Origin of the sequence: Micromonospora sp. NPDC002296, assembly GCF_040296145.1 — a bacterium.
In the GTDB taxonomy this organism is placed as follows: Bacteria; Actinomycetota; Actinomycetes; order Mycobacteriales; family Micromonosporaceae; genus Micromonospora.
The window spans coordinates 1-26102 of record NZ_JBEOWQ010000039.1 but is presented as its reverse complement, the minus strand read 5'-3'; the positions used below and the strand labels follow the sequence as shown (position 1 = coordinate 26102).

At 75.2% G+C, this 26102-nt stretch carries 21 protein-coding genes; 11 read left to right on the top strand and 10 right to left on the bottom strand.

Translation table 11 applies throughout. The features are described from left to right. The first annotated feature begins 24 nt into the window (after positions 1-24). From ABT023_RS23730 to ABT023_RS23700, 7 genes are all read left to right on the top strand, one after another. Positions 25-1338, top strand: coding sequence for a GlnX family signal transduction membrane protein (locus ABT023_RS23730; RefSeq protein WP_350888595.1), 1314 nt, complete (start codon positions 25-27; stop codon positions 1336-1338). 17 nt (positions 1339-1355) lie between these two features. Then, positions 1356-2459 (top strand): transporter substrate-binding domain-containing protein, encoded by a 1104-nt coding sequence (locus ABT023_RS23725; RefSeq protein WP_350888594.1) that lies wholly within the window; start codon positions 1356-1358, stop codon positions 2457-2459. Positions 2460-2472: 13 nt separating this feature from the next. Beyond that, positions 2473-3603, top strand: a complete 1131-nt coding sequence (locus ABT023_RS23720; protein ID WP_350888593.1) for a hypothetical protein — start codon at positions 2473-2475, stop codon at positions 3601-3603. Then, positions 3600-5816 (top strand): tetratricopeptide repeat protein, encoded by a 2217-nt coding sequence (locus ABT023_RS23715; RefSeq protein WP_350888592.1) that lies wholly within the window; start codon positions 3600-3602, stop codon positions 5814-5816. The genes ABT023_RS23720 and ABT023_RS23715 overlap by 4 nt, the downstream gene beginning before the upstream one ends. Positions 5817-5886: 70 nt before the next feature. Beyond that, entirely contained in the window at positions 5887-7347 is a 1461-nt protein-coding gene (locus ABT023_RS23710) for a VWA domain-containing protein (RefSeq protein WP_350888591.1), read from the top strand. Then, positions 7344-9143 (top strand): NACHT domain-containing protein, encoded by a 1800-nt coding sequence (locus ABT023_RS23705; protein WP_350888590.1) that lies wholly within the window; start codon positions 7344-7346, stop codon positions 9141-9143. Before ABT023_RS23710 ends, ABT023_RS23705 begins: the two co-directional genes overlap by 4 nt. A gap of 178 nt (positions 9144-9321) precedes the next feature. After that, positions 9322-10182 carry a S1 family peptidase gene (locus ABT023_RS23700; protein WP_350888589.1) on the top strand — a complete coding sequence of 287 codons (861 nt, stop codon included), beginning with the start codon at positions 9322-9324 and terminating at the stop codon, positions 10180-10182. Positions 10183-10312: 130 nt separating this feature from the next. Here the strand turns inward: ABT023_RS23700 and ABT023_RS23695 are convergent, their stop codons facing one another. The 8 genes from ABT023_RS23695 to ABT023_RS23660 form a co-directional block, all read right to left on the bottom strand. Beyond that, positions 10313-11308 carry a TAXI family TRAP transporter solute-binding subunit gene (locus ABT023_RS23695; RefSeq protein WP_350888588.1) on the bottom strand — a complete coding sequence of 332 codons (996 nt, stop codon included), beginning with the start codon at positions 11306-11308 and terminating at the stop codon, positions 10313-10315. Then, positions 11305-11697, bottom strand: a complete 393-nt coding sequence (locus tag ABT023_RS23690) for a roadblock/LC7 domain-containing protein (RefSeq protein ID WP_350888587.1) — start codon at positions 11695-11697, stop codon at positions 11305-11307. Before ABT023_RS23690 ends, ABT023_RS23695 begins: the two co-directional genes overlap by 4 nt. Continuing rightward, the gene (locus ABT023_RS23685; protein ID WP_350888586.1) at positions 11694-14174 is read right to left on the bottom strand and encodes a sensor histidine kinase; all 2481 of its coding nucleotides are present in this window, start codon (positions 14172-14174) and stop codon (positions 11694-11696) included. The genes ABT023_RS23690 and ABT023_RS23685 overlap by 4 nt, the downstream gene beginning before the upstream one ends. A 97-nt stretch (positions 14175-14271) precedes the next feature. Further along, positions 14272-15291 (bottom strand): TAXI family TRAP transporter solute-binding subunit, encoded by a 1020-nt coding sequence (locus ABT023_RS23680; RefSeq protein ID WP_350888585.1) that lies wholly within the window; start codon positions 15289-15291, stop codon positions 14272-14274. Continuing rightward, positions 15288-17588 (bottom strand): TRAP transporter permease, encoded by a 2301-nt coding sequence (locus ABT023_RS23675; RefSeq protein WP_350888584.1) that lies wholly within the window; start codon positions 17586-17588, stop codon positions 15288-15290. Before ABT023_RS23675 ends, ABT023_RS23680 begins: the two co-directional genes overlap by 4 nt. A gap of 563 nt (positions 17589-18151) precedes the next feature. Next, entirely contained in the window at positions 18152-19126 is a 975-nt protein-coding gene (locus ABT023_RS23670; protein ID WP_350888583.1) for an ROK family protein, read from the bottom strand. Positions 19127-19132: 6 nt separating this feature from the next. Further along, positions 19133-19486 carry a DoxX family protein gene (locus tag ABT023_RS23665; RefSeq protein ID WP_350888582.1) on the bottom strand — a complete coding sequence of 118 codons (354 nt, stop codon included), beginning with the start codon at positions 19484-19486 and terminating at the stop codon, positions 19133-19135. A gap of 102 nt (positions 19487-19588) precedes the next feature. Then, a complete protein-coding gene (locus ABT023_RS23660) occupies positions 19589-20020 on the bottom strand; it encodes a type II 3-dehydroquinate dehydratase (protein WP_350888581.1) in 432 nt (143 codons plus the stop codon). 359 nt (positions 20021-20379) lie between these two features. On the opposite strand from ABT023_RS23660, the gene ABT023_RS23655 reads away from it, so the two are divergent. The 3 genes from ABT023_RS23655 to ABT023_RS23645 are packed head-to-tail and all read left to right on the top strand — an operon-like array spanning position 20380 to position 23427. Next, positions 20380-21543 (top strand): DegT/DnrJ/EryC1/StrS family aminotransferase, encoded by a 1164-nt coding sequence (locus ABT023_RS23655; RefSeq protein WP_350888580.1) that lies wholly within the window; start codon positions 20380-20382, stop codon positions 21541-21543. Then, a complete protein-coding gene (locus ABT023_RS23650) occupies positions 21540-22676 on the top strand; it encodes a Gfo/Idh/MocA family protein (RefSeq protein WP_350888579.1) in 1137 nt (378 codons plus the stop codon). The genes ABT023_RS23655 and ABT023_RS23650 overlap by 4 nt, the downstream gene beginning before the upstream one ends. Positions 22677-22713: 37 nt before the next feature. Next, positions 22714-23427 (top strand): HAD-IA family hydrolase, encoded by a 714-nt coding sequence (locus tag ABT023_RS23645; protein WP_350888578.1) that lies wholly within the window; start codon positions 22714-22716, stop codon positions 23425-23427. Between the two features lie 433 nt (positions 23428-23860). Here the strand turns inward: ABT023_RS23645 and ABT023_RS23640 are convergent, their stop codons facing one another. Then, on the bottom strand, positions 23861-24574 hold the full coding sequence (locus ABT023_RS23640) for a DUF8817 family protein (protein WP_350888577.1): 714 nt from the start codon (positions 24572-24574) through the stop codon (positions 23861-23863). 224 nt (positions 24575-24798) lie between these two features. Between ABT023_RS23640 and ABT023_RS23635 the strand changes: the two genes are divergently transcribed. After that, entirely contained in the window at positions 24799-25020 is a 222-nt protein-coding gene (locus ABT023_RS23635) for a hypothetical protein (RefSeq protein ID WP_350888576.1), read from the top strand. 78 nt (positions 25021-25098) lie between these two features. Here ABT023_RS23635 and ABT023_RS23630 read toward each other — a convergent pair. Then, positions 25099-26102 (bottom strand): condensation domain-containing protein (locus ABT023_RS23630; protein ID WP_350888575.1); only part of this gene is annotated, 1004 nt, incomplete at its 5' end.

Genomic DNA, 26102 nt, shown 5'->3' with positions numbered 1-26102 from the left:
CGGCGGGGGCGGACGGGGGCGCGGATGACCGTACGTGTGGAAGCCGGCCGCAGGGCCGAGGCGTCGACCGCGACGCTGACCCGGGGCGCGGCCCAGCCGGGCCGGGGCGGCCCCGCGCGCTGGCGGGACCCGCTCCGCACGACCCCCGCACGGATCGTGCTCCACGGGCTCCTCCTCGCGGCCCTGCTGTTCGCCACTGCCGTGGTGGCCCTGCGCGCGGGCGGCCCGGCGACCACGCTGGGCGAACGGTCCGCCGCGTCCGCCGTGCGGACCGGCACGAGCGCCCGCCAGATCTACGTCGGCCTGGCCGATGCCGACGTCGCCGCCAGCGCCGTCTTCCTGCTGCCGCCCGGCGAGGAACGGGCGCCCGGGCTGAAGGCCGACTACCAGCGGAAGATCCACGAGGTCGAGCACGCGCTGAACGGCTCGATGGGCGCGGCGGTCGACGACCCGGACCGACTGGCGAAGCTGGCCACGATCGCCGCCCGGTTGCAGGTCTACCAGCGCATCATCTCCGATGCGCTGGCGGTGGCCGAGGGGCCGGGGACGGCAGCCAACCAGGGGGTGCTCGCCTCCGCGTACGCGCGGGAGGCGTCCCACTACCTGTCCACCCAGCTGCTGACCGCCGCCCAGACCCTGTGGGACTACGACACCAGGCTGCTGCGGGAGGCCCGGGTCGACGCCCGGTGGTGGGTGGCCGCCTCTCTGCTGATGCCGCTGCTGACCCTGGCGGCGCTCGGGGCCGTGCAGTGGTGGCTGTGGCGGCGCACCCGCCGTCGGCTCAACGCCGGCCTGCTGGTCGCCTCGGCGGGCGTCGTGGCCGTCCTGGCCCTGGCCGTCGCCTCGTGGTCGCACTGGCCGGCCGCCGACAGCCGGTTCCCCGAGCTGGCGCGGGCCGTGGACGAGCAGAGCGCCACCCAGCAGCGGCTCGGCACGTTGCTGGCCGGCCGCGCGGACGTCTACCTGGGGCTCGGCGCCAGCGTCGACCCGGTGGGCCACCACGAGGACTTCGACGGCCGGCGGCTCTGCGCCGTCCCGGACGGGGTGGACTGCGCCACCCTGACCGCCGTGTGGACCGCCCGGCAGAGCCAGGAGCCGGACGCGTTCCGCCGGGCCCTGGACGCGGTGCTGGACGCCGGGCCCGCCGGGAAGTCCTTCGACGCGGCGACCGTCGCCCTCACCAACCGGCTGGACGAGGGCGACAAGGTGGTCGCCGGCCACGTGGGCGGCCTGCCGGCGACGCCGCGCCAGTTCGGTGGGCTCGCCGCGTGGGTCGCGTTGCTCGCCGGCGCCGCGGTCGTCGTCGGGTTGCGGCAACGCCTGGCCGAGTACCGGTGAGACGGGCGGAGGAACCGATGACGACACAGGTGACGAGGCGCTCGGCGGCCCGTCCCGGCGGCGGGCCGGTGGCCGTCCGGGCCGTGCTGGCGGGCGTACTGCTGCTGGCGGCGGCGGCGTGCACGGCGGTCCCGCCGGACTCCGCCGCCGTACCCACCGCGGTGCCCTCGGGCGTGCAGCGGATCGCCGCCGGTGGTGAGCCGGCCAACGCCATCTGCACGGTGCGCAGCAGCTTCGCCCCGAGCGGCACCCCGCCACGGGTGATCCGCGACCGGGCGTCGGGGCAGGGCCTGGTCGCGGGCGTCGACCCGTCCGACGCCACGATGAGCCACTGGAACGCCGAGACGCAGCAGTTCGAGGGCTTCAACATCGACCTCCTGCTGGCGGTGGCCCGGGCCATCTGGCCGGGGGAGGAGCCGCGCAAGCGGATCACCTTCAAGGTGGTGCCGCCCGGGCAGGGCGCCTTCGAGATGCTGGCGCCGGACCACCCGGACCGGGTCGACCTCATCGCCACCTCGCTGACGGCGAGCTGCGAGCGGGCGAAGCAGGTCCTCTTCTCCAACGACTACCTCGACTCCGGCCAGACCGCGCTGGTCCGACGCGTCGGTGGCCGGCCGGAGTACGCGGGCATCGAGCAGCTCGGCGGCCGGCGGGTCTGCGCGGCGGCGCGGACCACCTCGCTCGCGGCGATCGCCGGCTATCGCACGGCCGACGGCGCGCGCCTGGTGCCGGTGCAGGCCGCCCACCCGGTCGACTGCCTGGTCATGCTGCGCCAGGGGCAGGTCGACGCGGTCAGCACGGACGAGAACATCCTCCTCGGCTTCACCCGGATGACGCCCGACACCGCGCTGGTCACCGAGCCGCCCCGGGACAACGCCCAGTTCTGCCGCTACCACGACGGCAGGCGACCGTGCACCTGGTTCACCGACGAGCCGCACGCCTTCGCGTTCGCCCGGGACAACCCGGACAGCCTCGAGCTGGCCCGGTTCGTCAACCACGTCCTGGAGTCCACCCGCGCCTCCGGGGTGTGGTCGACGGCCCACCGGCAGTGGCTCGCCGACCACCCCGACCGGGGGCAGCCGACACCGGGCCCACCGGTCACGTCGTGGCCGCCCGGGTGAGGGGCGGGGCGTGATGCCGGACGGCGATCGGCTCGACGCGGTGCGGGCCGCGCACGGCCTGGCCGCCGAGTGGCTGCTGGAGGCGCAGGCGCTGATCACCGGCGAGTTCCGCGCCCCGCTCACCGGCGTCACCGCCGGGACGGAGAACGCGGCCTGGGACGAGCTGCACGTGCTCGGCTGCCTGTCGCTGGCCCTCGACCCGATGGACGACGGCCCCGACCCGGCGGCGCGGCGCAACGACCGCATCGCCCGGCTGCTCACCGACCCGATCGAGGTCACGTTCACCTCCGCCACGGGGGAGGTGCCCCGGATCGAGCGGTTGTCCCTCGACGAGATCGTCGCGGCGGCCCGGGAACGCCGGGCCACGATCCACCGGCTCGTCGACGCGTACCGCGCGGCCGTGCGGTTCGTGGAGGCCGACCTCGACCGGCTGCGCAAGGAGGTCGCCGACCCGCGGCACGGGGCCGGGGTGGCCGTTCGGGACGCGACGGCACCGGACGTGCCCGCCGTCCGGCTCGCCGGGTTGGAGCGGGAGGCCGCGGCGGACCCGGTGGGCTGCGCCCGTCCCGGCCCCTGGCGCGACGCGCTGGCCGGCCTCGCGGACGACCTCGCCGCCGTACGCCGGGCGCACGCCCCGGCCATCGACGACCCGGACCGGCGGACGCCCGGGGAGCGGCGGCTGTGCTCGTCGGTGAAGCGCCTGCGGGAGTTCGCGGCCGAGGCGGCCCGGGAGGGGCTTGGTGACGGCGGCGACCCGGTGGCCGCCGTCGACGTCGACGGGCTGCTCGCCCGTGCCGCCGCGGCCCGCACCGCGTCGCCCGACGACCCGGCGGGCTCGGCGGACCCCGCCGGCTCGGCCGGCTCGGCGGGTTCGGTGGGCGAACTGGAGGCCGCCCTCGACCGGGTCGCCGACCAGGTCGACGCCGCCCGGCGGCGGCTGCGCGGCCGCTGCCACGTGGAACTCGGCGGGCGGCTGGAGGCGTACCGGCAGCGCGCCGCCGACGAGGGCCGGGCCGAGCACCCGGACCTGGAGCAGAGCTACCGCGAGGCGCGGGACAGGCTGCGCCCCGATCGCTTCGCCGTGACCGCCGCGAGCCGGGCGGTCCGCGCCTACCAACAGGCCGTGAACGAGGTGACCCGATGACGCCGACGAGCCGCGCCTGCGCGGAACGCAACTGCCCCGGGACGGTGGACCAGGACGGCTACTGCCGGCTGTGGGGCCACCCGTGCGACGGCGGCCCGCCGGGCGCGGACCCGCCACCGTCGGCGGTCCGCCCGTCGTCGTCTGTGGTCCCGCAGCCGTCGTCCCGCGTCCCCCGGCCCTTCCCGGTGCAGTCCCGCGAGCCGTGGCGTCCCCGGGGCCGGCCGTGGGAGAGCCCGGCGCTCATCCCGCCGGCCCGGGCCCGGGACCCGCTGGAGGCGGTGCTGTCCCAGGCCGTCGTGCCCGAGCATTCCCGCTACTGCCCGCAGACGACGTGCCGGCGCAGGGTGCCCCGGGTCAGCGGGTACTGCCCGAACTGCGGCTCCCGCTACTCGTTCACCCCGCCGCTGGCCATGGGCGACGTGCGGGCCGGCCGGTACCGGATCGAGGGCTGTCTGGGGCACGGCGGCGTGGGCTGGGTGTTCCTCGCCCGCGACGAGGACATGGACGGCAGTTGGCGGGTGCTGAAGGGGCAGCGCAACCCCGAGGACCGGGAGGCGGCAGCGGCGTTCGTCGGGGAACGGCAGGCCCTGATCGCGCTCAACCACCCCCGCATCGTGACGATCACCCACGCGCTGCGTCCCGAGTCCGACTCCGACGTCGGGTACCTGGTGATGGAGTACGTCAACGGCGGCACCCTGGAGGACGCCCGCCGCGCCATCGGCCCGGACGGCGGCCCGTCCGCCGTGGACGTGCCGCAGGCGCTGGGGTACGGGGTGCAGATCCTCGACGCCTTCGAGTACCTGCACGACCAGGGCTGGTTGTACTGCGACCTGAAGCCCGAGAACGTCATGCTGATCGGCGGGTACGGCCCGGACGGCCCGCTCAAGCTCGTCGACTTCGGCGCGGCCCGGCGGATCGACAACACCGTCAGCCCGCCCTGGGGCACGGCCGGTTTCGAGGCCCCCGAGGTGCAGCGGCTCGGCCCGGCGGGGCCGAGCGTCCGCTCCGACATCTACACGGTCGGCCGTACCGTCGCCGCGCTGACCCTGGCGGTCAGCGCGACCGACCTGCGGCCCCTGCCGGTGGGGCAGGACCTGCTGCGGTTGCCGCTGCCGGCCCCCCTCGACCCGTTCGCGCGGCTGCTGGCGCGGGCCACCGCCGTCGAACCCGAGGAGCGGTTCGGCTCCGCCGCCGAGATGCGCGAGCAGGTCAGGGGGGTGCGCCGGCAGGTGCGCTCGGCCGCCGACGGCATTCCCCGGCCCACCCGGTCCACCCTGTTCAGCCCGGCGGCGTGCGCGTTCGCCCTGCACGCCGACGTCGACGCCCTCGACATGGTGGAGATCGTGCTCGGCCTGCCGATGCCGCTGGTCGACGGCAACGACCCGGCGGCCGGTTTCCTCGCCTCGCTCGGCCAGGCCGAACCCGCCGAGCTGATCGCCCTGCTCGGCACCGCGCCCGAGCACACGGCCGAGGTCACCTACCGGACGGTGCGGGCGTACCTCGCCGCCGGCCGGGCGGACGAGGCGGGGCCGCTGCTCGCCGGGATCCCCGACGACCGGCGGGGCTGGTCACTGTGGTGGCACCAAGGCCTGGTCGCCCTGGTGGACACCGACGGCGCCGCTGCCCGGGACCGGTTCGGGCGGGTGTACGGGTGGCTGCCCGGCGAGGTGTCCGCCCGCCTGGCGTACGCCGTGGCCTGCGAGGTCGCCGGCGACCACCCGACGGCCGCCGCGCACTACCGGGGGGTGTGGGAGACCGATCGGGGTGTGGTCGCCGCCGCCTTCGGGCTGGCCCGCTGCCTGTTCGTCACCGAGGGCCCACGCGCCGCCGCCGCCGTCCTGCTCACCGTGCCGGAGTCGTCCCGCGCCTCGACGGTGGCTGCGACCTGCGCGGTACGGATGCTGCTGGAGGCGCCGGAGGACGGCCATCGGCTCGACGCCGCGCTCGACGCCGCGGCCGTCGTGGAGAAGCTGCCCCCGTTCGCCGAACGCGACCTGGTCGAGGCGCACATCCTACGGATCGCCCTCGGCAGTGACCTGGCCGACGGGCGGTACGCCGACCGGCGCCTGTTCGGTCACCGGCTCGACCCGGACACCCTGCGCCGCGTCTTCGAACGTACCTGCCGGTCCCTGGCCGGGCACACCGGCGACCGGCGGGAGCGGATCGCGCTGGTGGACCTCGCCAACGCGCACCGGCCGGTGACCTGGTGGTGATCCCCGGCAGGCGCGGCGAGCCGGTGGCCGGTCAGCCGCCGGCCGGCGGACCCGACGAAAGGAGCCCCGCGTGACGGCACCGGACGGGCTGCGGCTCGACCTGACCGCCCACCACAGCGAGTACCTGCCGACCGACGGCGGGACCGTCGACGTCGTCGCCGCGGTGCGGGCCGGACCGGCCGGGGGCGACGCGCGACACGACGAACTCGCCGAGGTGATCCTGCTCGACTGCTCCGGCTCGATGGGTGCGCCGCAGGCCAAGATGCGGGCCGCCCGCGCGGCCACCCTCGCGGCCGTCGACGCGCTGCCCGACGGGGTGGCGTTCGCCGTGGTGGAGGGCACCAGCGGGGCCGAGATGATCTACCCCGGCGAGCGGCGGCTCGCGGTCGCCGACGTGGGCAGCCGGGCCGCGGCCCGGCGCGCGGTACGCAGGGCGTCGCCGCACGGCGGCACCGCCATCGGCAAGTGGCTGCTGCTGGCCCGGGACCTGCTCGGAACCCGGCCCGACGCGATCGGGCACGCCATCCTGTTGACCGACGGCCGCAACGAGTCCCAGCGGCCCGCCGAGCTGAGGGCGGCGGTGGACGCCTGCGCGGGCCGGTTCACCGTGGACTGCCGGGCCATCGGCTCGGCCGACGGGGTGCACGACTGGGACGGCCCGGAACTGCTCGGCATTGCCGACGCGCTGGGCGCCAACCCCGTCGTGCCGGTGGAGGACCTCGACGGCCTCGCCGCCGAGTTCGCGGCGGTGCTGGACCGGGCGCTGAACCGCCGGGCCGCCGACGCCCGGCTGCGGGTACGCACCAGCGCGCTGGCCCGGATCCGCTTCGTCAAACAGGTGTACCCGACCATCGCCGACCTCACCGGTCGGGGCGTGGCCGCCGGTGACCTCACCACCGACTTCCCCATCGGGGCGTGGAGCCCGGCCGACCGGCGCGACTACCACGTCGCCCTGGAGGTGGACCCGATGACCCCGCAGGCGCGGCGGCGGATCGGCTGGCTGGGCGTACGGGTCGACGCGGCCCCGGACACCGCCGAGGTGCCCGTGGACGTGGAGTGGACCGACGAGATCGAGCTGTTCTCCCGGGTGCACGAGACCGTCGCCCACTACACCCACCAGCAGGGGTACGCCGAACAGGTGGGGCTGGCGCTGGCGGCGGCCGGCGTCGGCCGGCTCACCGACGCGGAGCACCACCTCGGGCGGGCCGTGGCCCTCGCCCATGCCGGCGGCCACCACGACAAGCTGCGGCAGCTCGACCGGATCGTGGACGTGCGGGACGCCGCCGCCGGCGACGTACGCCTCAAGCCCCACGTCGACCTGCGGCGCTGGCAGTACTCCGCGGCGGTCGCGCCGCAGACGTCCTCCTGGGTGTCCGGCGACCCGGGGCGGTCGGACCCGCCGCCGCATCCGGCCCCCGAGCAGCGGGTGCCGCCGTGGGAACACTGCGGCGAACTGCACACCCGCCCGTACTGCGGCGGGTGCGGCGCCCACCACGACTCGCCGGGCGGGCCGGCCCGGGTGGGCGCGTGACCTGGGACTACTTCGATAAGGTGGCCAGCGTGGTCAGCGGGCTGCTGGCGCTGGCCGCCGCGATCCTGGCGGTCCGCCGCCACCTGCGCGGCCGGCGCGGGAGCGGCTGGTGGGCCGCCCTGAGCCCGCTGTGGAGGGCCCAGTCGGAGGAGGCGATCGTCCACCCGCACCGGATCGCCGGAGGGTACGTCCGCCCCCTGTCGGAGGTGTACGTCGCCCGCCGGGTCGTCTCCCGGCTCGACCCCGCCGCCGGCCCTGTCGCCGCCGGGTCGCTGCTCACCGGCCCCGGGCACGTGCTGCTGATCGGCGAGCCGGGCAGCGGGAAATCGGCGCTGGTCGGGCAGGCGTGCGCGAGCTCGGCGCGGTGGTGGCTCGCCGGGCGGGGCCGGTTGCGCCGGACCCCTCCCGGGCCGGTGGTGGTGGGCCTGCCGGCGACCGCGCTGGTGCACCAACCGCTGCCCGCCGCGCTCGCCGAGGCGTACCGCGATCTGGTGCCCGGCCTGGACTTCGCGCGGGAGCCCGCGCCGGACCGGGCGTGGCTGGTCTGCGTCGACGGGGTCGACGCGGTGGCGGACCCGGACGACCGGGCGGAGGTGCTCAACCGCCTCGCCGCGCTGGCCCGCGCCCCCGCGCCCCCGGCCGGGCCGTGGCGGGTCCTGGTGACGACCCGTCAGCTCGCGGAGAACGAACTGGCGGTTCTGGGCCCCGGGTACGCCGCGTACCACCTGGCGCCGTTCACCGACCCGGACGTCGGGCGGTTCGCGCACCGCTGGTTCCCGGACGCGGTGGCCGCGCGGCGCTTCCTGAGCTGGGTCGACCACCAGCGGGCACGCCCGGCGCTGCGCAACCCCCTCACCGCCACCATCGCCGCCGCGGTCTGGCAGGCCGGGCTGGCGGGCCCGGACCCGGTGGCAGACCCGGCGGTGCTGCTGGACCGGTTCGTCGGTGCCCTGCTCGGCGGCGGGCGGGCCAGCTTCGACACGACGTGCGACACGCTGCGCCGGGCGGTGCGGGGCGGGCCGGTCGCCGACTGGCTGACCGAGCGCCACACCGAGCTGGTCGAGGTGGCGGCGGCTGCCGCGGTGACCGGCGTCGACCCGGTCGCGGCGGTGGTCGACTGGTCGGCGGGGCAGGCGCCGTACCAGCCGGACCGGGTGCTGCCGGACTGGGATCGGCACGTGCGGCTGGTCCTGCTCGCCACCGGCCTGTTCTCCGACGCCGGGGCCGGCCGCGTGCCCGCCGCCCGGTCCGGTGCGGCGGGCGGGCCGGCCCCTGCTCCCGGCACGCTGGCCCCGACCTGGCCCGGCCTGGTCGAGCACCTGGCGGCGGGTCCGCTCGCCCGGGACTGGAGCGCGCAGCGCTGGATCACGGCGATGACCAGCACCCCCCAGCGGGGCGTCGGGCTGTGGGCGATGAGCCGGGCCACGGTCGCGCCGGGGTTCCTCCGGGACGTGGCGCGGGACCCGGCCGGGGCGGTCGCCGCCGGGCACTACCTGGCCGCGGGCGGCGCCGCAGGCCCGGTGGTCCGCTCGGACGTGCTGGCGGCGCTGCTGACCCACTGGTCGCCGCGCCCGGGCCCGGCGGTCGACGGCGTCGACCCGCCGCCGGACGTGCGGCAGGAGTGCTTCGCGCTGCTCACCACGCTGACCGCCGCCACGGTGAACCGGGACCTGCTCCGCGAGGTCGCCGTCGACCCGCGCCGACCCACCGTCGTCCGGCGGGCCGCCGCGCTCTTCTTCGCCACCCGGCGGCGTCAGCAGCCGGCCGGCGCCGCCCGCGCTGATTCCGGGAATTAGTGGCCGTCGCGCGACGGGACACCACTCTTTCCCCGAAAGAGCACCATCCCGGGGTGCCGCCCGGCGGGTGGGTGGGGGTGGGGGCCTCGGGGTGTCGACTCGGCTTGGCGTATTGAACGGGGCGGGCGGGGCGCGGATGCTGTAGGGAATCCATTGTTACCGATGTGTGGAGGCTCGAATGCGTCGCTTTCCCCTGCTCGCACTCCTGCTCGTCGTCCCCCTGGCGGCACCACCGGCGGTCGCCCGGGCCGCCGCGCCAGCCGCCGCGCCGGTCGCCGCCGCGTCGATCTCCATGGCCGCCACCGCTCCGGCCGGCACCGCGTGGGCCGTGGACCCGGCCACCGGCCGGACCACCGTCGCGGTGGACGACACGGTGAGCGAGAGCCAACTGGCCGCGCTGCGCACCCGGTTGGCCGGTACCGACGCCGTGGTCCGCCGGGAGCCCGGCCGGCTCAGCACCCTGATCGCCGGCGGGCAGGCCATCTACGCCGGCGGCGGGGGCCGCTGCTCGCTGGGCGCCAACGTCCGCAGCGGCAGCACCTACTACTTCGTCACCGCAGGCCACTGCACGTCGATCGCCACCACCTGGTACGCCGACAGCGCCAACACGACGGTCCTCGGCTCCCGCACCGGCACCAGCTTTCCCGGCAACGACTACGGGATCGTCCGTTACACCTCGTCGACGGTCCCGCACCCGAGCGCCGTCCACACGTACCCCGGGACGGTGACCGTCACCGGAACCGCCACCCCGGTCGTCGGCATGGCCGTCTGCCGCAGCGGCTCCACCACCGGCGTGCGGTGCGGCACGATCACCGCCCTCAACGCCACGGTCAACTACGCCGAGGGTTCGGTCTCCGGGCTGATCCGCACCAACATCTGCGCCGAGCCCGGCGACAGCGGCGGCCCGCTCTACGTCGCCGCCACCGGCCGGATCCTCGGCATCCTCTCGGGCGGCAGCGGCAACTGCACCAGCGGCGGCACCACCTACTACCAGCCGATCAACGAGATCCTGGCCGCGTACGGGGTGACGATCCCGTGAGCCGGCGGGCCGGGCGGCCGTACGCGGCGAGGTGCGGGCCTTCCGCGGTCAGCCGCAGAGTGCAGCCGCCCGGCCCCGTGCCGTTCGGCCGGTGCTCACCCGGTGGGCAGCCCCGGTCCCGGCCGCCCGGTCAACCGTTCTGGTAGAACCGGGACGCTCCGGGGTGCAGCGGGACGGGGTCGGTGTTGGCCGCGCCGCTCCGGTCGAAGTTGCGCCCCTCCGGGTGCACCGTCCCCAGCTCGGTCTGGTGCGCGAAGAGCAGCGCGGTCAGGTCGTACGCCAGCTTGTCCGGCATGTCGGCGCTCACCAGGATCATGTTCGCCACGGTCACCGTCGGCACCGCCGTCGGCGTCCCGTACGCCTCCTTCGGCAGGTCGGCGGCGGCGTAGACCGGCCCGTACGCGGCGGTCAGCGGCTCGATCAGGTCGGCGATCGGCAGGAACCGGAACCTGCCGGGCGCGGCGGCGAGCAGGTCGGTGATGCCGGGCGTGGGCAGCCCACCGGAGAAGAACATGGCGTCGAGGGTGCCGGCCCGCATCCGGGCGGCGGTGTCCGGCAGGGAGAGCCGGGCCCGGCGGACGTCCCGCTCCGGGTCGATCCCGGCCGCGGTGAGCAGCCGGCCGGCGATGACGTCGGTGCCCGACCGGGGGGAGCCCGTGGAGACCCGCCTGCCCCGCAGGTCGGACAGGGTGGTGATCTTCGCGTCGGTGCGTACCAGCACGTGGGTGTAGTTGCGGTAGACCCGGGCCAGCGCGCGCACCTGCTGCGGCCGGCCCTCGAACGCGCCCCGCCCGGCGTTCGCGTCGGCCGCGGTGTCCGCCAGGCTGAACGCGATCTCCATGTCGCCGCCGGCGACCCGGGTGATGTTCTCGCCCGAGGCGCCGGTCGGCTCGGCGCGCGCCTCGTAGCCGGGCAGGTACCGGCTGATCAGGTCGGCGTACCCGCCGCCGAGCTGGTAGTAGACGCCGGTGGTGTTGCCGGTGGCGAGGAAGATCCGTCCGCCGTGCCAGGGGGCCGGCTGGGGCGCCGCGTCGCCACCGCAGCCGGCCGTCAGCAGGACGGACAGCAGCGCTACCAGGGCGGCGGCCACCCGCCCGCGACTCGGCGGGGTCGGGCGAGCGGTCACGACCGGGCCGCCGGTTCGAGGGCCTCGGCCACCCGCTGCACCAGCATGGCCGTCTCGTAGCCGATCTGGCCCAGGTCGCAGCCGGGTGCGGCCAGCACGCCGATCAGTGCCCGGTCGCCGACCGCCATCACCAGCAGCACCCCGCCGTCCATGTCGACGATCTGCTGGCGTACCCGGCCGGCGTTCATGAACCGGGCGGCGCCCACGGTGAGGCTCGCCAGGCCGCTGATCACGGCGGACAGGTGGTCGACCTGGTCGGTGGAGAGGCCGGGGGAGGCGGCCAGCTTGAGGCCGTCGCCGGAGACCGCGAGGGCGTGGGCGACGTCCGGCACCTGGGTGGCGAAGCTGGCCAACAGCCAGTCCAGGCCTGTGCTGGGCTGCGGTGTCATGTGGTTCTCCTGGTGGCGTCGTTCTGTTGGCCGTGGCGCATCGCGGTCGCGACGCCCTCGGCCAGTGCGGAGAGCCGGGCCCGGACCAGTTCCGGGTCCAGCAGGTCGTCCGGCTGGCGCCGGGCGGGCTGCGCGTAGGGCAGCGGGGGCGCGAGCTGGCCACCGCGGGCACGTCGGGGCAGCGACCCGCCGCCGGGCGTGACCGTCCCGCCGTGGCCCACCGTCCCGCCGTGGCCCGTCGTGCCGTCCCAGGTCGACCCGGTGCCGGCGACCGCGGGCCCGGCGGGCCAGGCCGGTGCCGCCGGCCCGGGCCGGCGCTGCGTCTCGAACCCCGGCAGCGTGACGGCGGGGGTCTGCTGGGGGTGTACCGGCGGCGAGACCGCCGTGAGCCGTGCGGTGGCCGGGACGGGCGACCAGGGCTGCGGCGCGGCGGGGACACGGCCGGTGGAGAACCAGGTGGCCGGCGAGGACGGCGTCCCCGACGGCCGGGCGGCCGGCGCCGGACCCGACCGGGCCACCACCTTCTCCACCAGGGTGAGGGCGCTCTCCGGGATCTCGACGGTGGCCGTGGTGCCCCCGGCGGCGCTGTGCAGCGACACCCGGATGTGGTGCCGGGCGGCCAGGTGGGCGACCACGTGCAGCCCCATGCTGCCCGCCGCGGCGCTGGACAGGGTGCCCGGCCTGTCGAGCCGTCCGTTGATCTCGGTGAGCCGGCTGTCGCTGATCCCGATCCCCCGGTCGTGGATCCGCAGGACCAGCCCGTCGATGGTGCGCCGTCCGTCGACCCCGACCATCGCGTGCGGCGGGGAGTATGCCGTGGCGTTCTCCAGCAGCTCGGCCAGCAGGTGCACCAGGTTGCCGACCACCGCGGCGTCGATGGCCACGGGCGGCAGGTCCGCCTCGACCCGGGTGTACTCCTCGATCTCGGCGGCGGCGGCCGTCACCACGTCGGCGATCAGGTGCGCGCCGTGCTGGCCGCGCCCCGGCTCGCCGCCGGCCAGCACCAGCAGGTTCTCGCCGTTGCGGCGCATCCGGGCCGCCAGGTGGTCGAGGGCGAAGAGCCGGGCCAGCGCGTCCGGGTCGGTCTCCTCCCGCTCGAACTCGTCGAGCAGGCGCAACTGCCGGGTGATCAGGGTACGGATCCGTCGGGCCAGCGCCTCCGCCATCCGGGTCACGTCGACCCGTAGCTCCGCCTGCTGCCCGGCCAGCCGCAACGCCGACCGGTTCACCGTGTCGAACGCGTCCGCCACCTGGGCGATCTCGTCGCGCCCCCGGGCGATGCCGGCGGTCCGGTCCAGCGCGGAATCCGCCCCGTCGGCCGGCCCGCCGGGGCACCCGTCCGCCGGGCCGCCCGCCGCGATGGCGGTGATCCGGTCGGGCAGCTCCCGGTGGGCCATGGTCAGCGCGGCCACCCGCAGCCGGCGTAGCCGGCGGCTGGTGTGCATCGCGAGCAGCCCGGCAGCGACGAAGGAGAGCACCGCCACGCTCAGGGTGATCCCGGCGCTGACCAGGGCGTCCCGCCGGGCCGCGGCGGCCAGCCCGGCGGCCTGCCGGTCGAGCTGCTCGGACAGGTCCCGGCTGATCAGGTTGTACCGGCGGATCACCCCGCTCTGCGCCACGTACCAGGCGTCGCCATCGGTCCTCAGTGCCTCCGGCGCCGCGTCCGCGCCCAGCGCGCCGTCGCGCATCCGGCGGGCGGTCGCCACGTCCTGACCGTCCAGCAGCCGGTTGTACGTCGCCGACGAGGCGGGGCTGGCGATCCGGGAGAACTCGGCCTGCCGCTGCTCCTGTGCCCCGCGCAACTGGGCCACCCGGGCCAGCTCGCCCGGCTCCAGCGCGCCCCGGGAGAAGATCGCCCGCAGCAGGTCCCGCTCCAGCGCGGCGAAGTGCTCCTGGGCGGCGACGGCGGCCACCTCGCGGGCCGAGTTCGCCAGGTCCGTGTCGCGTAGCTGGGCGGGGAGCGCGTCGGCGACCCCGAGCAGTGTGTCGACCAGGCTCACGTAGAGCTGGTCGGCGGGGCGGATGCCCAGCGCGAGGGTCCGGGCGTTGTCGAGCTGGGCGAGCTGGCCGTCCGCGCCGTCCAGCGCGCCGGCCAGCGCCGGGGCGGCCCGCCGGGCGTCGTCCCGGGCCGTCCGATACCGCCCGGCCGCCGAGTCGACGCGCTGGCGCTGGGCGTTGACGAGCTGCCGACCGGAGGCACCGCCGCGCTGACGCAACGCGACCGTCTCGGCCAGCTCCCGTTCCAGCTCGTGCACCAGCCGTACGGTCGCGGTGGCGGTGCCGGCGAGCACCCGGGCGCGCTCGGCGTCGGCCGTGGCGGCCAGTGCCGTGCGGGTCTGCAGGGTGCCGAGCACGAGCAGGCCGACCGTGGCGATCAGGATCGGCGCGACCAGTTGGGTACGCACCGACCACAACCGACTGGTCCGGTCCGTGGAGCGGTTGTGCCGGCGTACGTCGGCGGTGCCGGGCTGGGGCACGCGGGCCTCCGGGCGGTGATGGGGCAGCGGTGGTAGTCGTGGGTGCTGGGTGTGACCGCGCCGGGCCCGGCGTGGTGGCCGGGCCCGACTGCGGGGGTCAGCTTGCGCCGAGGGTGGTCAGCGCGCTGGCAGCGCCCCGGTGCAGTGGCACCGGGTCGGTGCGGCGGGCGGTGTCCAGGCTGATCCCGGCGGCGGCGGGGCTGGCCTGGGCGAGGGCGTCCTTCTTCTCGAACAGCACCTTCGTCACCGCGCAGGCGACGTTCGCGTCGAGGTCCTTGCGGACCAGGAGCACGTTCGGGACCACGATGGTCGGGGTGTCGGTCGCGGTCCGGTAGGTCTCCTTGCCGATCGTCCCCGCCTGGTATGCCGGATTCAGCCCCGCCAGCTGCGGCAACAGCGGGCTGATGTCGATGAACCGTACCTTGTCTCCCGAGGTCGTGAACAGGTCGGTCAGCCCGCCCGTGGGCAGGCCACCGGACCAGAACAGCCCGTCGACGCTGCCGTCCTTGATCCCGTCCACAGTCTTGGTCAGGTCCAGTCGCTGCGCCTGGACGTCCTTGGCGGGGTCGAGGCCGGCGGCGGTGAGCAGTCGGTTGGCGATGACCTCCGTGCCGGACTTGGGGGAGCCGGTGGAGATCCGCTTGCCCTTCATGTCGGCGACCGACTTGATCCCCGAGTCGGCCCGCACCACGACCTGCGTGTAGTTGTCGTAGATCCGGGCCAGTGCCTCGACCGGCTGCGGGGCGGTGAAGCTGCCCTTGCCCTGCGCCGCGTTGACGGCGGTGTCGAACAACGAGAACGCCACGTCGTACTTGCCGGCGACGAGTTGCTCGACGTTCTGCACCGAAGCGCCGGTCTCGGCGGCGGTGCCGCTCAGCTTGCCCCCGGTGGCCCCGGGCAACTGGTTGGCCAGGGCGTTGCCGACCACGTAGTACACGCCGGTGGCGTTGCCGGTGGCTATGCCGATCCGGGTGTCTTTGTCGACCGTGCAGGTTATCTCGCTGGCCGCGTCGTCCTTGGCCGCGCCGTCCTGCTTGCCGCCACAGCCGACGGTGCCGGCCGTGACGAGTGCGAGCGTGCTCGCGACGGCCGCGAGTCGTGCGTTGGTGCGCCTCACGTGGGTTCCTCCCTCAGTTCAGCCGGTCTCCCGGCCCGCGGCCCGCCGGCTCTGGCGGTGAGTCCGCGTCGGATCAGACAGCCCGTCACGCCGGCGGCGGCGAGCGCGACGCCGATCGCGACGGGGACAGGTTCGAGCCAGAGCAGCGTCAGCCCGGCCAACGCACCGAGGACGCGCTCCGGCGGACCGGCCGGGCCGACCCCCGGCAGCCAGCCACCGGCGGCGACGGCGAGCACCGCGACGCCGAGCGCGGACGCGGCGGTGGCGAAGGCGACCCGCCCCGGACCGCCGGTGCCGAGCAGCCCCAGCCCGTTCGGGGTGACCACGAACGCGATCGGCGCCAGGTACGCCGGCAGCGCGTACCGCAGGGTCTGCCACATGGTGGGGACCAGCCGGCCGCCGGTGACCGCGGCGGCGGCGACCGCGGCGAGCGCGGTCGGCGGCGACACCTCCGACAGCACGGCGAAGTAGAAGACGAACATCGCGGCGGCGGGCGCGGCCACCCCGAGGTCGAGCAGCGCCGGCCCGATGATCACCCAGCCGATGACGAACGAGGCGGTGACCGGGACGGCCAGGCCGAGCAGGGTCAGCGCGACCGCGGCGAGGACGACGGTGAGCAGGACGACCACGGTCGGGTCGGTGCTGACCGCCTTCGCGCCGCCGACCAGCAGCGCGGCGGCCTGCGGCCCGAGGCCGGTCTTGGTGGTGGTGGCGGTGATGATGCCGGCCGCCGCGCAGACCGCGGCCACCGCGAGCACGCCGCGCACCCCGGCCACCAGGGCGGCGACCAGCCGGGCCGGAGTGAGCCGGTGCGCGCGGTCCAGGAAGGACAGCGCCGCCGCGAGCAGGGTCGCGTAGACCACGGCGCGGGTGGCCGAGAGCCCCACCGCCAGGCAGCCGATGATGACGAACAGCGAGGCGAAGTGGTACCCGGACCGGGCCAGCAGCCGCCACGGCGAGGTGACCTCGATGGTGACCGGCCGGGCGCCGAACCGCCGGGCGTCGATCTCGACGGAGAGCAGGATGCCCAGGTAGTACAGGACCGTCGGGATGGTGGCCCAGGCCAGCACCCGCAGGTAGGACACGCCCAGGTACTCGGCGATGATGAACGCGGCGGCCCCGAGCGTCGGTGGGGAGAGGATCGCGCCGACGCCCGCCGCGGCGAGCATCCCGCCGGCCCGCTCGGCCGGGTACCCGGCGCGGCGCAGGATCGGCCAGGTCACCGCGCCGATGCTGACCGTGGTGGCCGCGCCCGAGCCGGAGACGGTGCCGAGCAGGAACCCGGAGGCGACCGCGGTGCGCCCGGCGGCGGTGCGGGAACGGCGAAACGCGGCGGCGGACAGTTCGACGAAGAACCGGCCCGCGCCGGAGATGTCCAGCACCGCGCCGTAGATGGTGAACAGCACGATGTACGAGGCGGCGACGTCCAGCGGGGTGCCGTAGAAGCCGCTGTCGGAGTTGTAGAACGCGTCCACGAGCTGGTCGAAGTCCAGCCCGGCGTGGGCCACCGGCCAGGACTGGGGGAGCAGGCCGCCGTAGTAGCCGTAGCCGAGGAAGACCAGGCAGACCACGGGCAGCACCCAGCCGGTCGCCCGCCGGCACGCCTCCAGCAGCAGCACCAGCAGCAGCGCGCCCAGCACCACGTCCAGCGGCGCGAGCAGGCCCTGCCGGTCGAGGAACGCGTCGTACCCGCCGCCCCCGCCGGCCACGGTCGGCGGCAGTACCGGGTAGAGGCAGACCACCAGGGCGAGTGCCGCGAGGACCCAGTCCAGCCCGCTGGGCCGCCCGGCCGTCGGCACCCGGGGTCCGCCGGGGTCCTGCGCCGCCGGGCTGCCGGGATCGGCGCAAGCGCGCGTCGGGTCGTCCGGGCCGTCGGGTCGCCCGGCGCGGCGGGCCGACGCGCGGCGCAGCACCCGTGGCAGCCGCAACCCGGCGGGGTACGCCAGGAAGACCAGCGGCAGCACCCCGGCGAGGAAGACGATCAGGTAGAACTTGCTGCCCTGCGGCAGAGGCCGGAAGACCTGCCAGAGGCTGAGCAGCGCGACGGCGAGTGCGGCCGTGCCGAGCAGCACCGCGACCGCCCCGGTGAGCTGCCGGCCCGGCTTCTCCTCCTCGAACTGGGCGGCCAGGTCCTGGGCCTCCCGGGCGGCTCGGGCGACCCCGTCGCCACTGATCCGGTGGGGCGCGGCCCCGTCCGGGGCCGGTGTGCCGTCCGGTGGCGGGGCGGCTTCCGGTGCCGCCACCGTGGCGACGGCGTGGTGGTCCGGCCGGCCCGGCGGGGCCGGATCGGCTGGCACGGGCCCTTTGGATGATCGGTCAGGCGACGACACGAAGCGGGACGATACGCCTTTTGCCCATCGAGGGGAACATTGTCCTCGGTATTTACGTAAGTGTGATCAACGGGGTCTTGTCGAATCACGCGAGAGTATTCCTGCGATGTTCGACCAGGCGTGACCGCGAAATGCGTACGGAATTGGTATTCGGAGTGCGCGACATCGCGGCGCGGCCCCGGGGGCGGCGCTGTGCGGTGGCCCGGCCGGCCGGTCGAGGGCTCCTGGCCTCGGGTCGCAGCCGGTCCGCTCGGCGTGCGTGCGGGGCGGCGCCGGGCGGGTGCGCCGGTACGCGGACCGACGGTGCGGCATCGGTGATGTGTGGAGCCGGGGTGTGTCAAGCGGTGGCGCGTGGAGCCGTGGCGTGTGAGGCGGCGGTGACGGATTCCGTGCTGCGCTCGCGGGACGGCCGGGCGCGGAGCGCACGAAGCGTAGCGCAGCCTGTGTGAACCCGTCATCCCCGCCCGGCGCCCGAAGATGACGTGAATGAATGACCGACGGATTACCCGGCGGCCCGTGACCGGGTCGGCTCAGGGGTACGCGGGCGGCGGCACGGTCAGGTTCCGGGCCAGCGCCACGGCACCGTGCAGCGAGGAGAGCCCGCCCAGGGCGGCGGCCCGCACGGCCGGCGCCGCGCGGCCGGGCCGGGCCAGCCGGGCGACCTCCCGCTCGACCAGCCCGACGAAGCCCGGCAGCCCGGCGGCGAACCCGCCGCCCAGCACCGCCACCGACGGGTCGACCAGCTCACCGAGGCTGACCACGGCCGCCGCGAGCGCCGTACCGCTCGGCCGGACCGCGTCGTGGGCCCACGGCCGGTCCCGCGCCAGCCCGTCGCGCAGCTCGGCGAAGCTCACGGCGGCCCCCCGCCCGGCGGCGGCCCGGCGCAGCGTGGCCGGCCCGGAGGCGATCGCCTGGAGGCAGCCGTGCCGGCCGCAGTCGCAGCGCGGCCCGTCGACGGCGACGACCATGTGCCCGACCTCGGGCGAGCCCCGGCCGGCCCCGGGCAGCGGGCGTCCGCCGAGCACCACGCCCCCGCCCACCCCGGTCCCCACCCCGAGGTAGACGACGTCGTCCGCGCCGACGTGCCGGGCCTCGGCGAGCGCCGCGAGGTCACCGTCGTCGGCCCAGGCGGTCCGGCTGCCGGGGAAGAGCCGGCGCAGCGACTTGTCGAGCCGCAGCCCGGCCCAGCTCGGCCGGCCCGGCCAGACCGTCACCCGACCGGTCGGGTCGGTGGTGCCGGGCATCGCCACCCCGACGGCCGCCAGCCGCCAACCGGACTCCGCGCGCAGCGCGTCGACCGCGCCCGCCAGCGCAGCCACGTCCGCCTCGGCGTCGCCGCCGGTCGGCCAGGTCAGCGTCCGCTCGTACGACCGCGACGCGGCGGCCCCGAGCTGCTCGTACGCCCCCGGGTCGCCCGGCGCGGACGCGGCCCGCTCGGCCCGCAACGCGACCTTGGTGCCCCCGATGTCGACCCCGAGCACGGCGGTGTCGGTCCGCTCCGGCACCGGCGGTCAGCCCCGCAGCACGTGCAGCACCGCGACCGCGGCTGCCGCCAGCCCGAACACGGCCGGCATCGCCGCCACCGAGATCGGGTCCCGGGCGCGGAGGTGGAAGATCACCGCGCCGATCATCTGGAGGGTGAGGCCGATCGCCGCCGCGATCCCGGCGGGCGACCAGTACAGGCCGAAGATCAGGCCGACGACCGCGGCCAGTTCCAGGTTGCCGATCACCTTGGTGAGCCCGGGGGAGACGCCGAGGTGGGCCATCCGCTCGCGCATCTGCGCCTGGCCGGTGAGCTTGGGGTAGGCCAGCGCCGCGAAGACGGTGGCGAGGATGACGCTGAGGACGATGATGGGAATCTGCACGGTTTCTTCCTTCTCGGAGGGGGTCAGGGCCGGGCCGACCCTATCGGCCGGACGGCCGGGTGGCCCGGTACGCGCGGCGCCACGCCGGACCGGGCATCGTCCTCAGTCGACGGTGGCGACCAGCGCGCGGGCGGCCAGCCGGTAGCCCAGCGAGCCCAGCCCGACGATGATCCCGCTGGCCAGCGGGGCGAGCACCGAGTCGTGCCGGAAGCTCTCCCGGGCCCACACGTTGGACAGGTGGACCTCCATCCACGGCCGCGGATAGTTGGCCAGCGCGTCGCGCAGGCTCCAGCCCGCGATCATCAGGGCGCCCGGGTTCACGATCGCGCCCACCGTGTCGTAGTGCTCCTGCACGGTGCGGACCAGCGCGCCCTCGCAGTCGTGCTGCACCGCGACCACCCGCCAGCCCCGCGCCGCGACCTCCTCGCCGACGGCCCGCTCGATGTCGGCGAGGGTGTCGGTGCCGTAAATCTCCGGCTCGCGTCGGCCGAGGATGCCGAGGTTCGGACCGTTCAACAGCAGCACGTCGGGCACAGCTCACCTCGCGGGGAACAGCCCGGGTACGGCCACCTCGCGTGGCTGGCCCCCGCCGGGCCGGCGACAGATTCCCCGCAGTCTTACTACGCCGCCGGCCCTGCCCGCGCCGACCGCCGCCGGCCCGCCGTCGAACTAAGGGGTGGGTAGGGGCCGTTAGGGGAGGTGAGCGTCCTGCCGGGTCGGTTAGCGTCCACCGCGAGCCGATGACGCTGACCGATCCGACGGCGGCGTCCCCGCTCGACCGGCCGACCGGCGCAGGCCCGCCGCAGTGGGCGAGCCCGGGTCCGCGGGACGCGCGAAGCCGCCGCGGGACGGTCGGGAACCGCTGGTCCTCCTGGATTGGGAAGTGGGAAGTCATGAGTGGTCAGCCGTCGACGGTGCCGGAGTTCCCCGAGTGGCCGCAGTTCGGTGACGAGGAACGAGCCGGCCTGATCCGTGCCCTGGAACAGGGTCAGTGGTGGCGGATGGGCGGGAGCGAGGTCGACACCTTCGAGGCGGAGTTCGGCGCGTACCACGGCACACCGCACGCGCTCGCCGTCACCAACGGCACCCACGCCCTGGAGGTCGCACTGGAGGTGCTCGGCGTCAAGGCCGGCACCGAGGTGATCGTCCCCGCCTTCACCTTCATCTCGTCGTCGCTCGCCGCGCAGCGCCTCGGCGCGGTCGCCGTGCCGGTCGACGTCGACCTGGACACCTACTGCGTCGACCCCGCCGCCGTGGCCGCTGCGATCACCGACCGCACCAGGGTCATCATGCCGGTGCACATGGCCGGCCAGTTCGCCGACATGGACGCGCTGGACAAGATCGCCGCCGATGCCGGAGTGGCGCTGCTCCAGGACGCCGCGCACGCCCACGGCGCCCAGTGGCAGGGCAAGCGGGCCGGCGCGCTCGGCTCGGTGGCCGCGTTCAGCTTCCAGAACGGCAAGCTGATGACCGCCGGTGAGGGCGGCGCGGTGCTCTTCCCCGACGAGGAGACCCGCGAGCGGGCATTCCTCGTGCACAGCTGCGGCCGGCCCCGCACCGACCGGGACTACCTGCACCGCACCACCGGCTCCAACTACCGGATGAGCGAGTTCACCGCCGCCGTGCTGCGCGCCCAGCTCGCCCGCCTCGACGGCCAGATCGAGGCGCGCGAGCAACGCTGGCCGCTGCTGGCCAGCCTGCTCGCCGAGATCCCCGGCGTGGTGCCGCAGGCCACCGACCCGCGCACCGACCGCAACCCGCACTACATGGCCATGTTCCGGATCCCGGGGATCACCCTGGAGCGCCGCCGTGCCGTGGTCGACGCGCTCATCGCCCGGGGCGTCCCGGCGTTCGTGGCGTTCCGGGCCATCTACCGGTGCGAGGGCTTCTGGGAGGCCGGCGCCCCCGACGAGAGCATCGAGGCGATCGCCGCCCGCTGCCCCAACGTCGAGCAGATCCACTCCGACTGCGTCTGGCTGCACCACCGCACCCTGCTCGGCACCGAGCAGCAGATGCACGACATCGCCGCCGTGCTGGCCGACATCCTCGCCGAATGACCGGGCTGCCCCCGGCCGCCGCGCCCGACCGTCCGGTCCGGGTCGCGGTGGCCGGCCTGGGGTGGGCCGGGCGGGAGATCTGGCTGCCCCGGCTCGCCGCGCATCCGGCCTTCGAGGTGACCGCCCTGATCGACCCGCAGCCGGCGGTCCGGGACGCCGCCCGGGACATCCACGCGGTGCCCTTCGCGTACGCCGACGTCGACGACCTGCCCGCGGGCTCGGTCGACCTGGTGGTGGTGGCCGTCCCCAACCACCTGCACGCGACCGTCGCCGCCGGGCTGCTGCGCCGGGGCGTACCGGTGTTCCTGGAGAAGCCTGTCTGCCTCACCTCCGCCGAGGCGGAGCTGCTCGCCGACGCGGAGCGCGACGGCGGCGCGGTGCTGCTGGCCGGCAGCGCCGCCCGGTGGCGGGCCGACGTCCGGGCGCTGGCGGAGGCCGCCGGCGAGCTGGGCCCCGTCCGACACGTCGACGTGGCCTGGGTCCGCGCCCGGGGGGTGCCCGACGCGGGCGGCTGGTTCACCCGCCGCGACCTCTCCGGCGGCGGCGCGCTGGTCGACCTCGGCTGGCACCTGCTCGACACCGTTCTGCCGATGCTCGGCCCGGACACCCGGGTCAGCCACGCCATCGGCAACGTCTCCGACGACTTCGTCAACGACAGCGCCGCGCACGCCGCATGGCGCAGCGAGGCCGGGACCGGCGGCCGGTCCCGCGGCGATGTCGAGGACACCGCCCGGGGGTTCCTGCTCACCGACGGCGGTGCCTCGGTCGCCCTGCACGCCTGCTGGGCGTCGCACGAGGCCCTCGACCGCACCACCATCACCGTGCAGGGCGCCGCCGGTTCGGCCACCCTGCGCTGCACGTTCGGGTTCAGCCCGAACCGGGAGCCCACGCCGGTGCTCACCCGCACCCGCGACGGCGAGACCGTCCCGCTGCCGCTGCCCGCCGAACCGATCGGCAGCGAGTACGACCGCCAGCTCGACGCCCTGCCCGGGCTGCTCGCCGACCCGGCCAGCCGGGGAGTGGCCGCCGCCGAGGCCCGTCGGACCATCGACATCATCGAACGGATCTACCGTTCCGCCCGGCCCACCGAGCCGGAGCGGGAACACGCGCTGGCGGGCCATCGCGACCGGTGAGAACCACCGGCGACCTCACTCGCTCCGGGGAGCAGCCATGAGCCAATCACCGTCCATCCTCGACGTGCCCCTCCCGGCCGACGTGCCCCTCCCGGCGCCGGGCCGGGGTCCGATCCGCGCGGTCGTGTTCGACCTCGACGGTGTCATCGTCGACAGCTCGGCCGTGATGCGCGAGGCGTTCAGCATCGCGTACGCGGAGGTGGTGGGCGACGGACCCGCGCCGTTCGAGGAGTACAACCGGCACATGGGCCGGTACTTCCCGGACATCATGCGGCTGATGGGGTTGCCGCTGGAGATGGAGGAGCCCTTCGTCCGGGAGAGCTACCGGATGGCCCACCTGGTGCCGCTGTTCCCCGGCGTCCGGGACACCCTGGAGGAGCTGCACGTCCGGGGCATCCGGATGGCCATCGCCACCGGCAAGAGCGGCCCCCGGGCGCGCTCGCTGCTCGACACGCTCGGCGTGCTGGGCCTGTTCGACCAGGTGATCGGCTCCGACGAGGTGGCCCGCCCGAAGCCCGCCCCGGACATCGTGCTCCAGGCGCTCGGCCACCTCGACGTCCCGCCGGCCCAGGCCATGATGGTCGGCGACGCGGTTATCGACCTGCTCAGCGGCCGGGACGCCGGTGCCACCACCGTCGCCACCACCTGGCACGGCGGCGACATCGCCGCCCTGCTCGCCGCCGGTCCGGACGTGGTCGCGCACGCCCCGGCGGACCTGCTGGCCCACTGCCCGGCGGCCCTCGTCCCCTGACCCGCGCGGTTGCGGCTAGCGCGTGTCGAGGTGCGGGAGACGCACGGCCACGTCCTGGTCGTCCTTGGTCTGCCGGGCGATGCCCTCGTCGGCAGGCAAGCGCGTGTGCCACCAACCGAGAGCGACCGCTGCCATGACGATGAGCGGACATCCACCAGTTCCGGAGCGCTCCGGGACCGGGCGGCCTCCCGGAGACCGCCGGCGATCGGCCAGCCCGTGCAAGATCGTGCTCGATCCCGGAAAGATCATGCTCGATCCCGGAAAGTGTGGCCTCCTACCCGTGACGATGCCACTCCTTCCGTGATCGAGCACGATCTTGTTCGCTGACCCGGCGCGATCCGGCGCGATCCGGCGCGATCCGGCGCGGCCGTGTGCGCTCGTACGGACCGCTCCCACCCACACCGAGCCGGGGTAGCCCGACTTCGACCGGGCTCTAGGTCAGCGCCACCGCCAGGTCGGATGCGATATCAAGTGCAGCAGTCGCCCGTCGGGCTTCGTCCGTGCTCAGTGCAACATTGTCGACGCGGGCCAGCATCTCGGCTGTCGTGGCCGGGTCGTGCAGCACCATCGCAACCTCGGCGCGGTAGACGAGAACCTCCACCAACGCGACCGGGTCGTCATCTGCCTCGGCGCGGGCCAGCGCACTGTCGAGGATTCGCGCGGCCTGCCGGGCGTCACCTCTGGAGTCGGCCTGCACGACGGCATTCGCCAGCGCCTTGGCCAGGCGACCGGTGGGCGCCGACGGGGGGCCGGCAGCCGCGTTCTGGGTGACGCGGATCCAGTTGCCACCCGGGTCGATGACGCTGAAACCGCTCAGCCCGTCTTGGTTCCTCCGCGCCCGGGGCCTGGTCATCCGCGGCGTTCCGGAGACCAGCACCTTGCCGTATGCGACCCGCATGCCTGCCGCGAAGGCCCGGTAGAGCTCACCCGTGTCCGAGGTCAACACCAGACACGAGCCGTAGGACTTCTCCGGATCGAACCCCGCGATCTCGAAGAAGTGCAGCTGTAAGTCCTCGCGTTGCAACGCCACGTACGGGTTGGGTTTGCGCTGCTGGTAGGTGGTGTGGAAACCGAGCACCTCGTAGAAGGCGGCGATCTCCTCGATGGAGGCGCAGGGCAACAGAGGAACGGCTACTTCGTTGGTCATCCGTACTTGATAGCCGTCGTGAGCAGACGCGTGCACATGGGAATAGCCGATCGCCGTACGCAGCCGACCGAACGTCCGAGGTGGCGCAAGCCGGGCTGATGGCCAGCGGAATGCTGGGCCCGAGTCGATCACTGATTCGGTGTAGGTGGCACTTCCGGTACGGCGTCGGAACGCGGTGCGGATGCGGCTCGGCGTGGGTCCCTTGCCGAGCAGGGCAGCTGCCGGTGGAGCACCGGGCCGCGCAGCTGGTCGACACCGCGCGGGCGTACCTGCACGTCGGTGACCTGCTGCGGGCGGGCCGCGCCCTGGCCGACGCCGACCGGACCGCACCTGCGGAGGTCCGGTGCCGGCCGCTGGCGCGTACGGTGATCGCCGACGTGGCGCGCGGCGGCCCGATGCCGGCCGGCGTCGGGCACCTGGCGACGGCGGCCGGGCTGACCCGGTGACGAAGCCGCCGCCCTGCACCCCGGCCCGCCAACGTCGACGTGACGTTGGCGGGCCGGGGTGGCGTCCGGGCGGACCTCTCAGTGCGCCTGGTCGACGCCCTCGGGGCCGGCTTCGAGGAAGCGCAGCATCTCGGTGGCCAGCATCTCGGCGACGGAAGCCGGGACCAGGTCGGTGCGGACGGTGACGCGCAAGAGGGTGTCCCCGTTGCCGGGCAGCACCTCGACGAGGCAGGCGCCCGACCACTCCCGGGCGTACGGCTCGACGATCTCCTCGGTCCGGCAGCCGGGCAGCTCAAGCGGGAGAATGACGTTGTCCTGGTAGGCGAAGGAGAACAGGCTGTTGGCCACCTCGCGGGACATGTCGAGGGCCGGGTCGGTGGTCATCTCCAGGAAGGACACGTCCTGGGCGGCCATCAGCTCGTCGACGGTCCGCTGGACGGCCCGGATCAGGTTCTTCTCCGGCCCGTCGAACCGGACCCGGAGGCAGTTGGAGCTGATCCGGCTCGTGAAGGTGGAGTCGAGGATCCGGCTGCCGCGCTGGGCGACGATCATCAGCATGGCGATGTCGTCCTGCTCATGGGTGGCGCGGAGCGCGGAGGCGTAGGCGGCGGCGAAGTAGGTGGAGCGGCTGAACCGGTGTTCGCGGGCGGCGCGGTCCCAGCGTTCCATCAGGTCGGGGGTGACGGTGACGATGTGTCCGGCCTTGGGCCCCCAGGCCGGGGTCTCCACCAGCAGCTCCTGGGGTCGGCCCTCGCCCTGGCGGGAGAGCCCGCGCAGTTGCTCGCGCCAGTAGGCCCGCTGCGCGTCGAGGTCGGCCGCGTGGCGCAGGCGGGTGTGCTCGTCGTACGCCTCGCGCAGTGTGGGTGCGGGTCGGTCCCATTCGGGGGTCTTGCCGGCGAGTCGGGCGGTGTAGGCGTGGCTGAGGTCGTTGACGAGGAGGGTGTGGGACCAGCCGTCGAAGGCGATGTGGTGGATGCCGATGCCGAGGAGGATGCGGTTGGTGGTTTTTTCGCGGATGAGGGCGGCTCGCCAGTTGCGGCCTTGGGTGTAGTCGAGGGGTTGTTGTAGTGCTTCGGTGAGTT

What these genes read in the sequence shown, in the direction of transcription:
- ABT023_RS23730 (WP_350888595.1), top strand. Translation starts at nt 25, where the DNA reads ATGACCGTACGTGTGGAAGCCGGCCGCAGGGCCGAGGCGTCGACCGCG.
- ABT023_RS23725 (WP_350888594.1), top strand. Translation starts at nt 1,356, where the DNA reads ATGACGACACAGGTGACGAGGCGCTCGGCGGCCCGTCCCGGCGGCGGG.
- ABT023_RS23720 (WP_350888593.1), top strand. Translation starts at nt 2,473, where the DNA reads ATGCCGGACGGCGATCGGCTCGACGCGGTGCGGGCCGCGCACGGCCTG.
- ABT023_RS23715 (WP_350888592.1), top strand. Translation starts at nt 3,600, where the DNA reads ATGACGCCGACGAGCCGCGCCTGCGCGGAACGCAACTGCCCCGGGACG.
- ABT023_RS23700 (WP_350888589.1), top strand. Translation starts at nt 9,322, where the DNA reads ATGCGTCGCTTTCCCCTGCTCGCACTCCTGCTCGTCGTCCCCCTGGCG.
- ABT023_RS23690 (WP_350888587.1), bottom strand. Translation starts at nt 11,697, where the DNA reads ATGACACCGCAGCCCAGCACAGGCCTGGACTGGCTGTTGGCCAGCTTC.
- ABT023_RS23655 (WP_350888580.1), top strand. Translation starts at nt 20,380, where the DNA reads ATGAGTGGTCAGCCGTCGACGGTGCCGGAGTTCCCCGAGTGGCCGCAG.
- ABT023_RS23650 (WP_350888579.1), top strand. Translation starts at nt 21,540, where the DNA reads ATGACCGGGCTGCCCCCGGCCGCCGCGCCCGACCGTCCGGTCCGGGTC.
- ABT023_RS23645 (WP_350888578.1), top strand. Translation starts at nt 22,714, where the DNA reads ATGAGCCAATCACCGTCCATCCTCGACGTGCCCCTCCCGGCCGACGTG.
- ABT023_RS23640 (WP_350888577.1), bottom strand. Translation starts at nt 24,574, where the DNA reads ATGACCAACGAAGTAGCCGTTCCTCTGTTGCCCTGCGCCTCCATCGAG.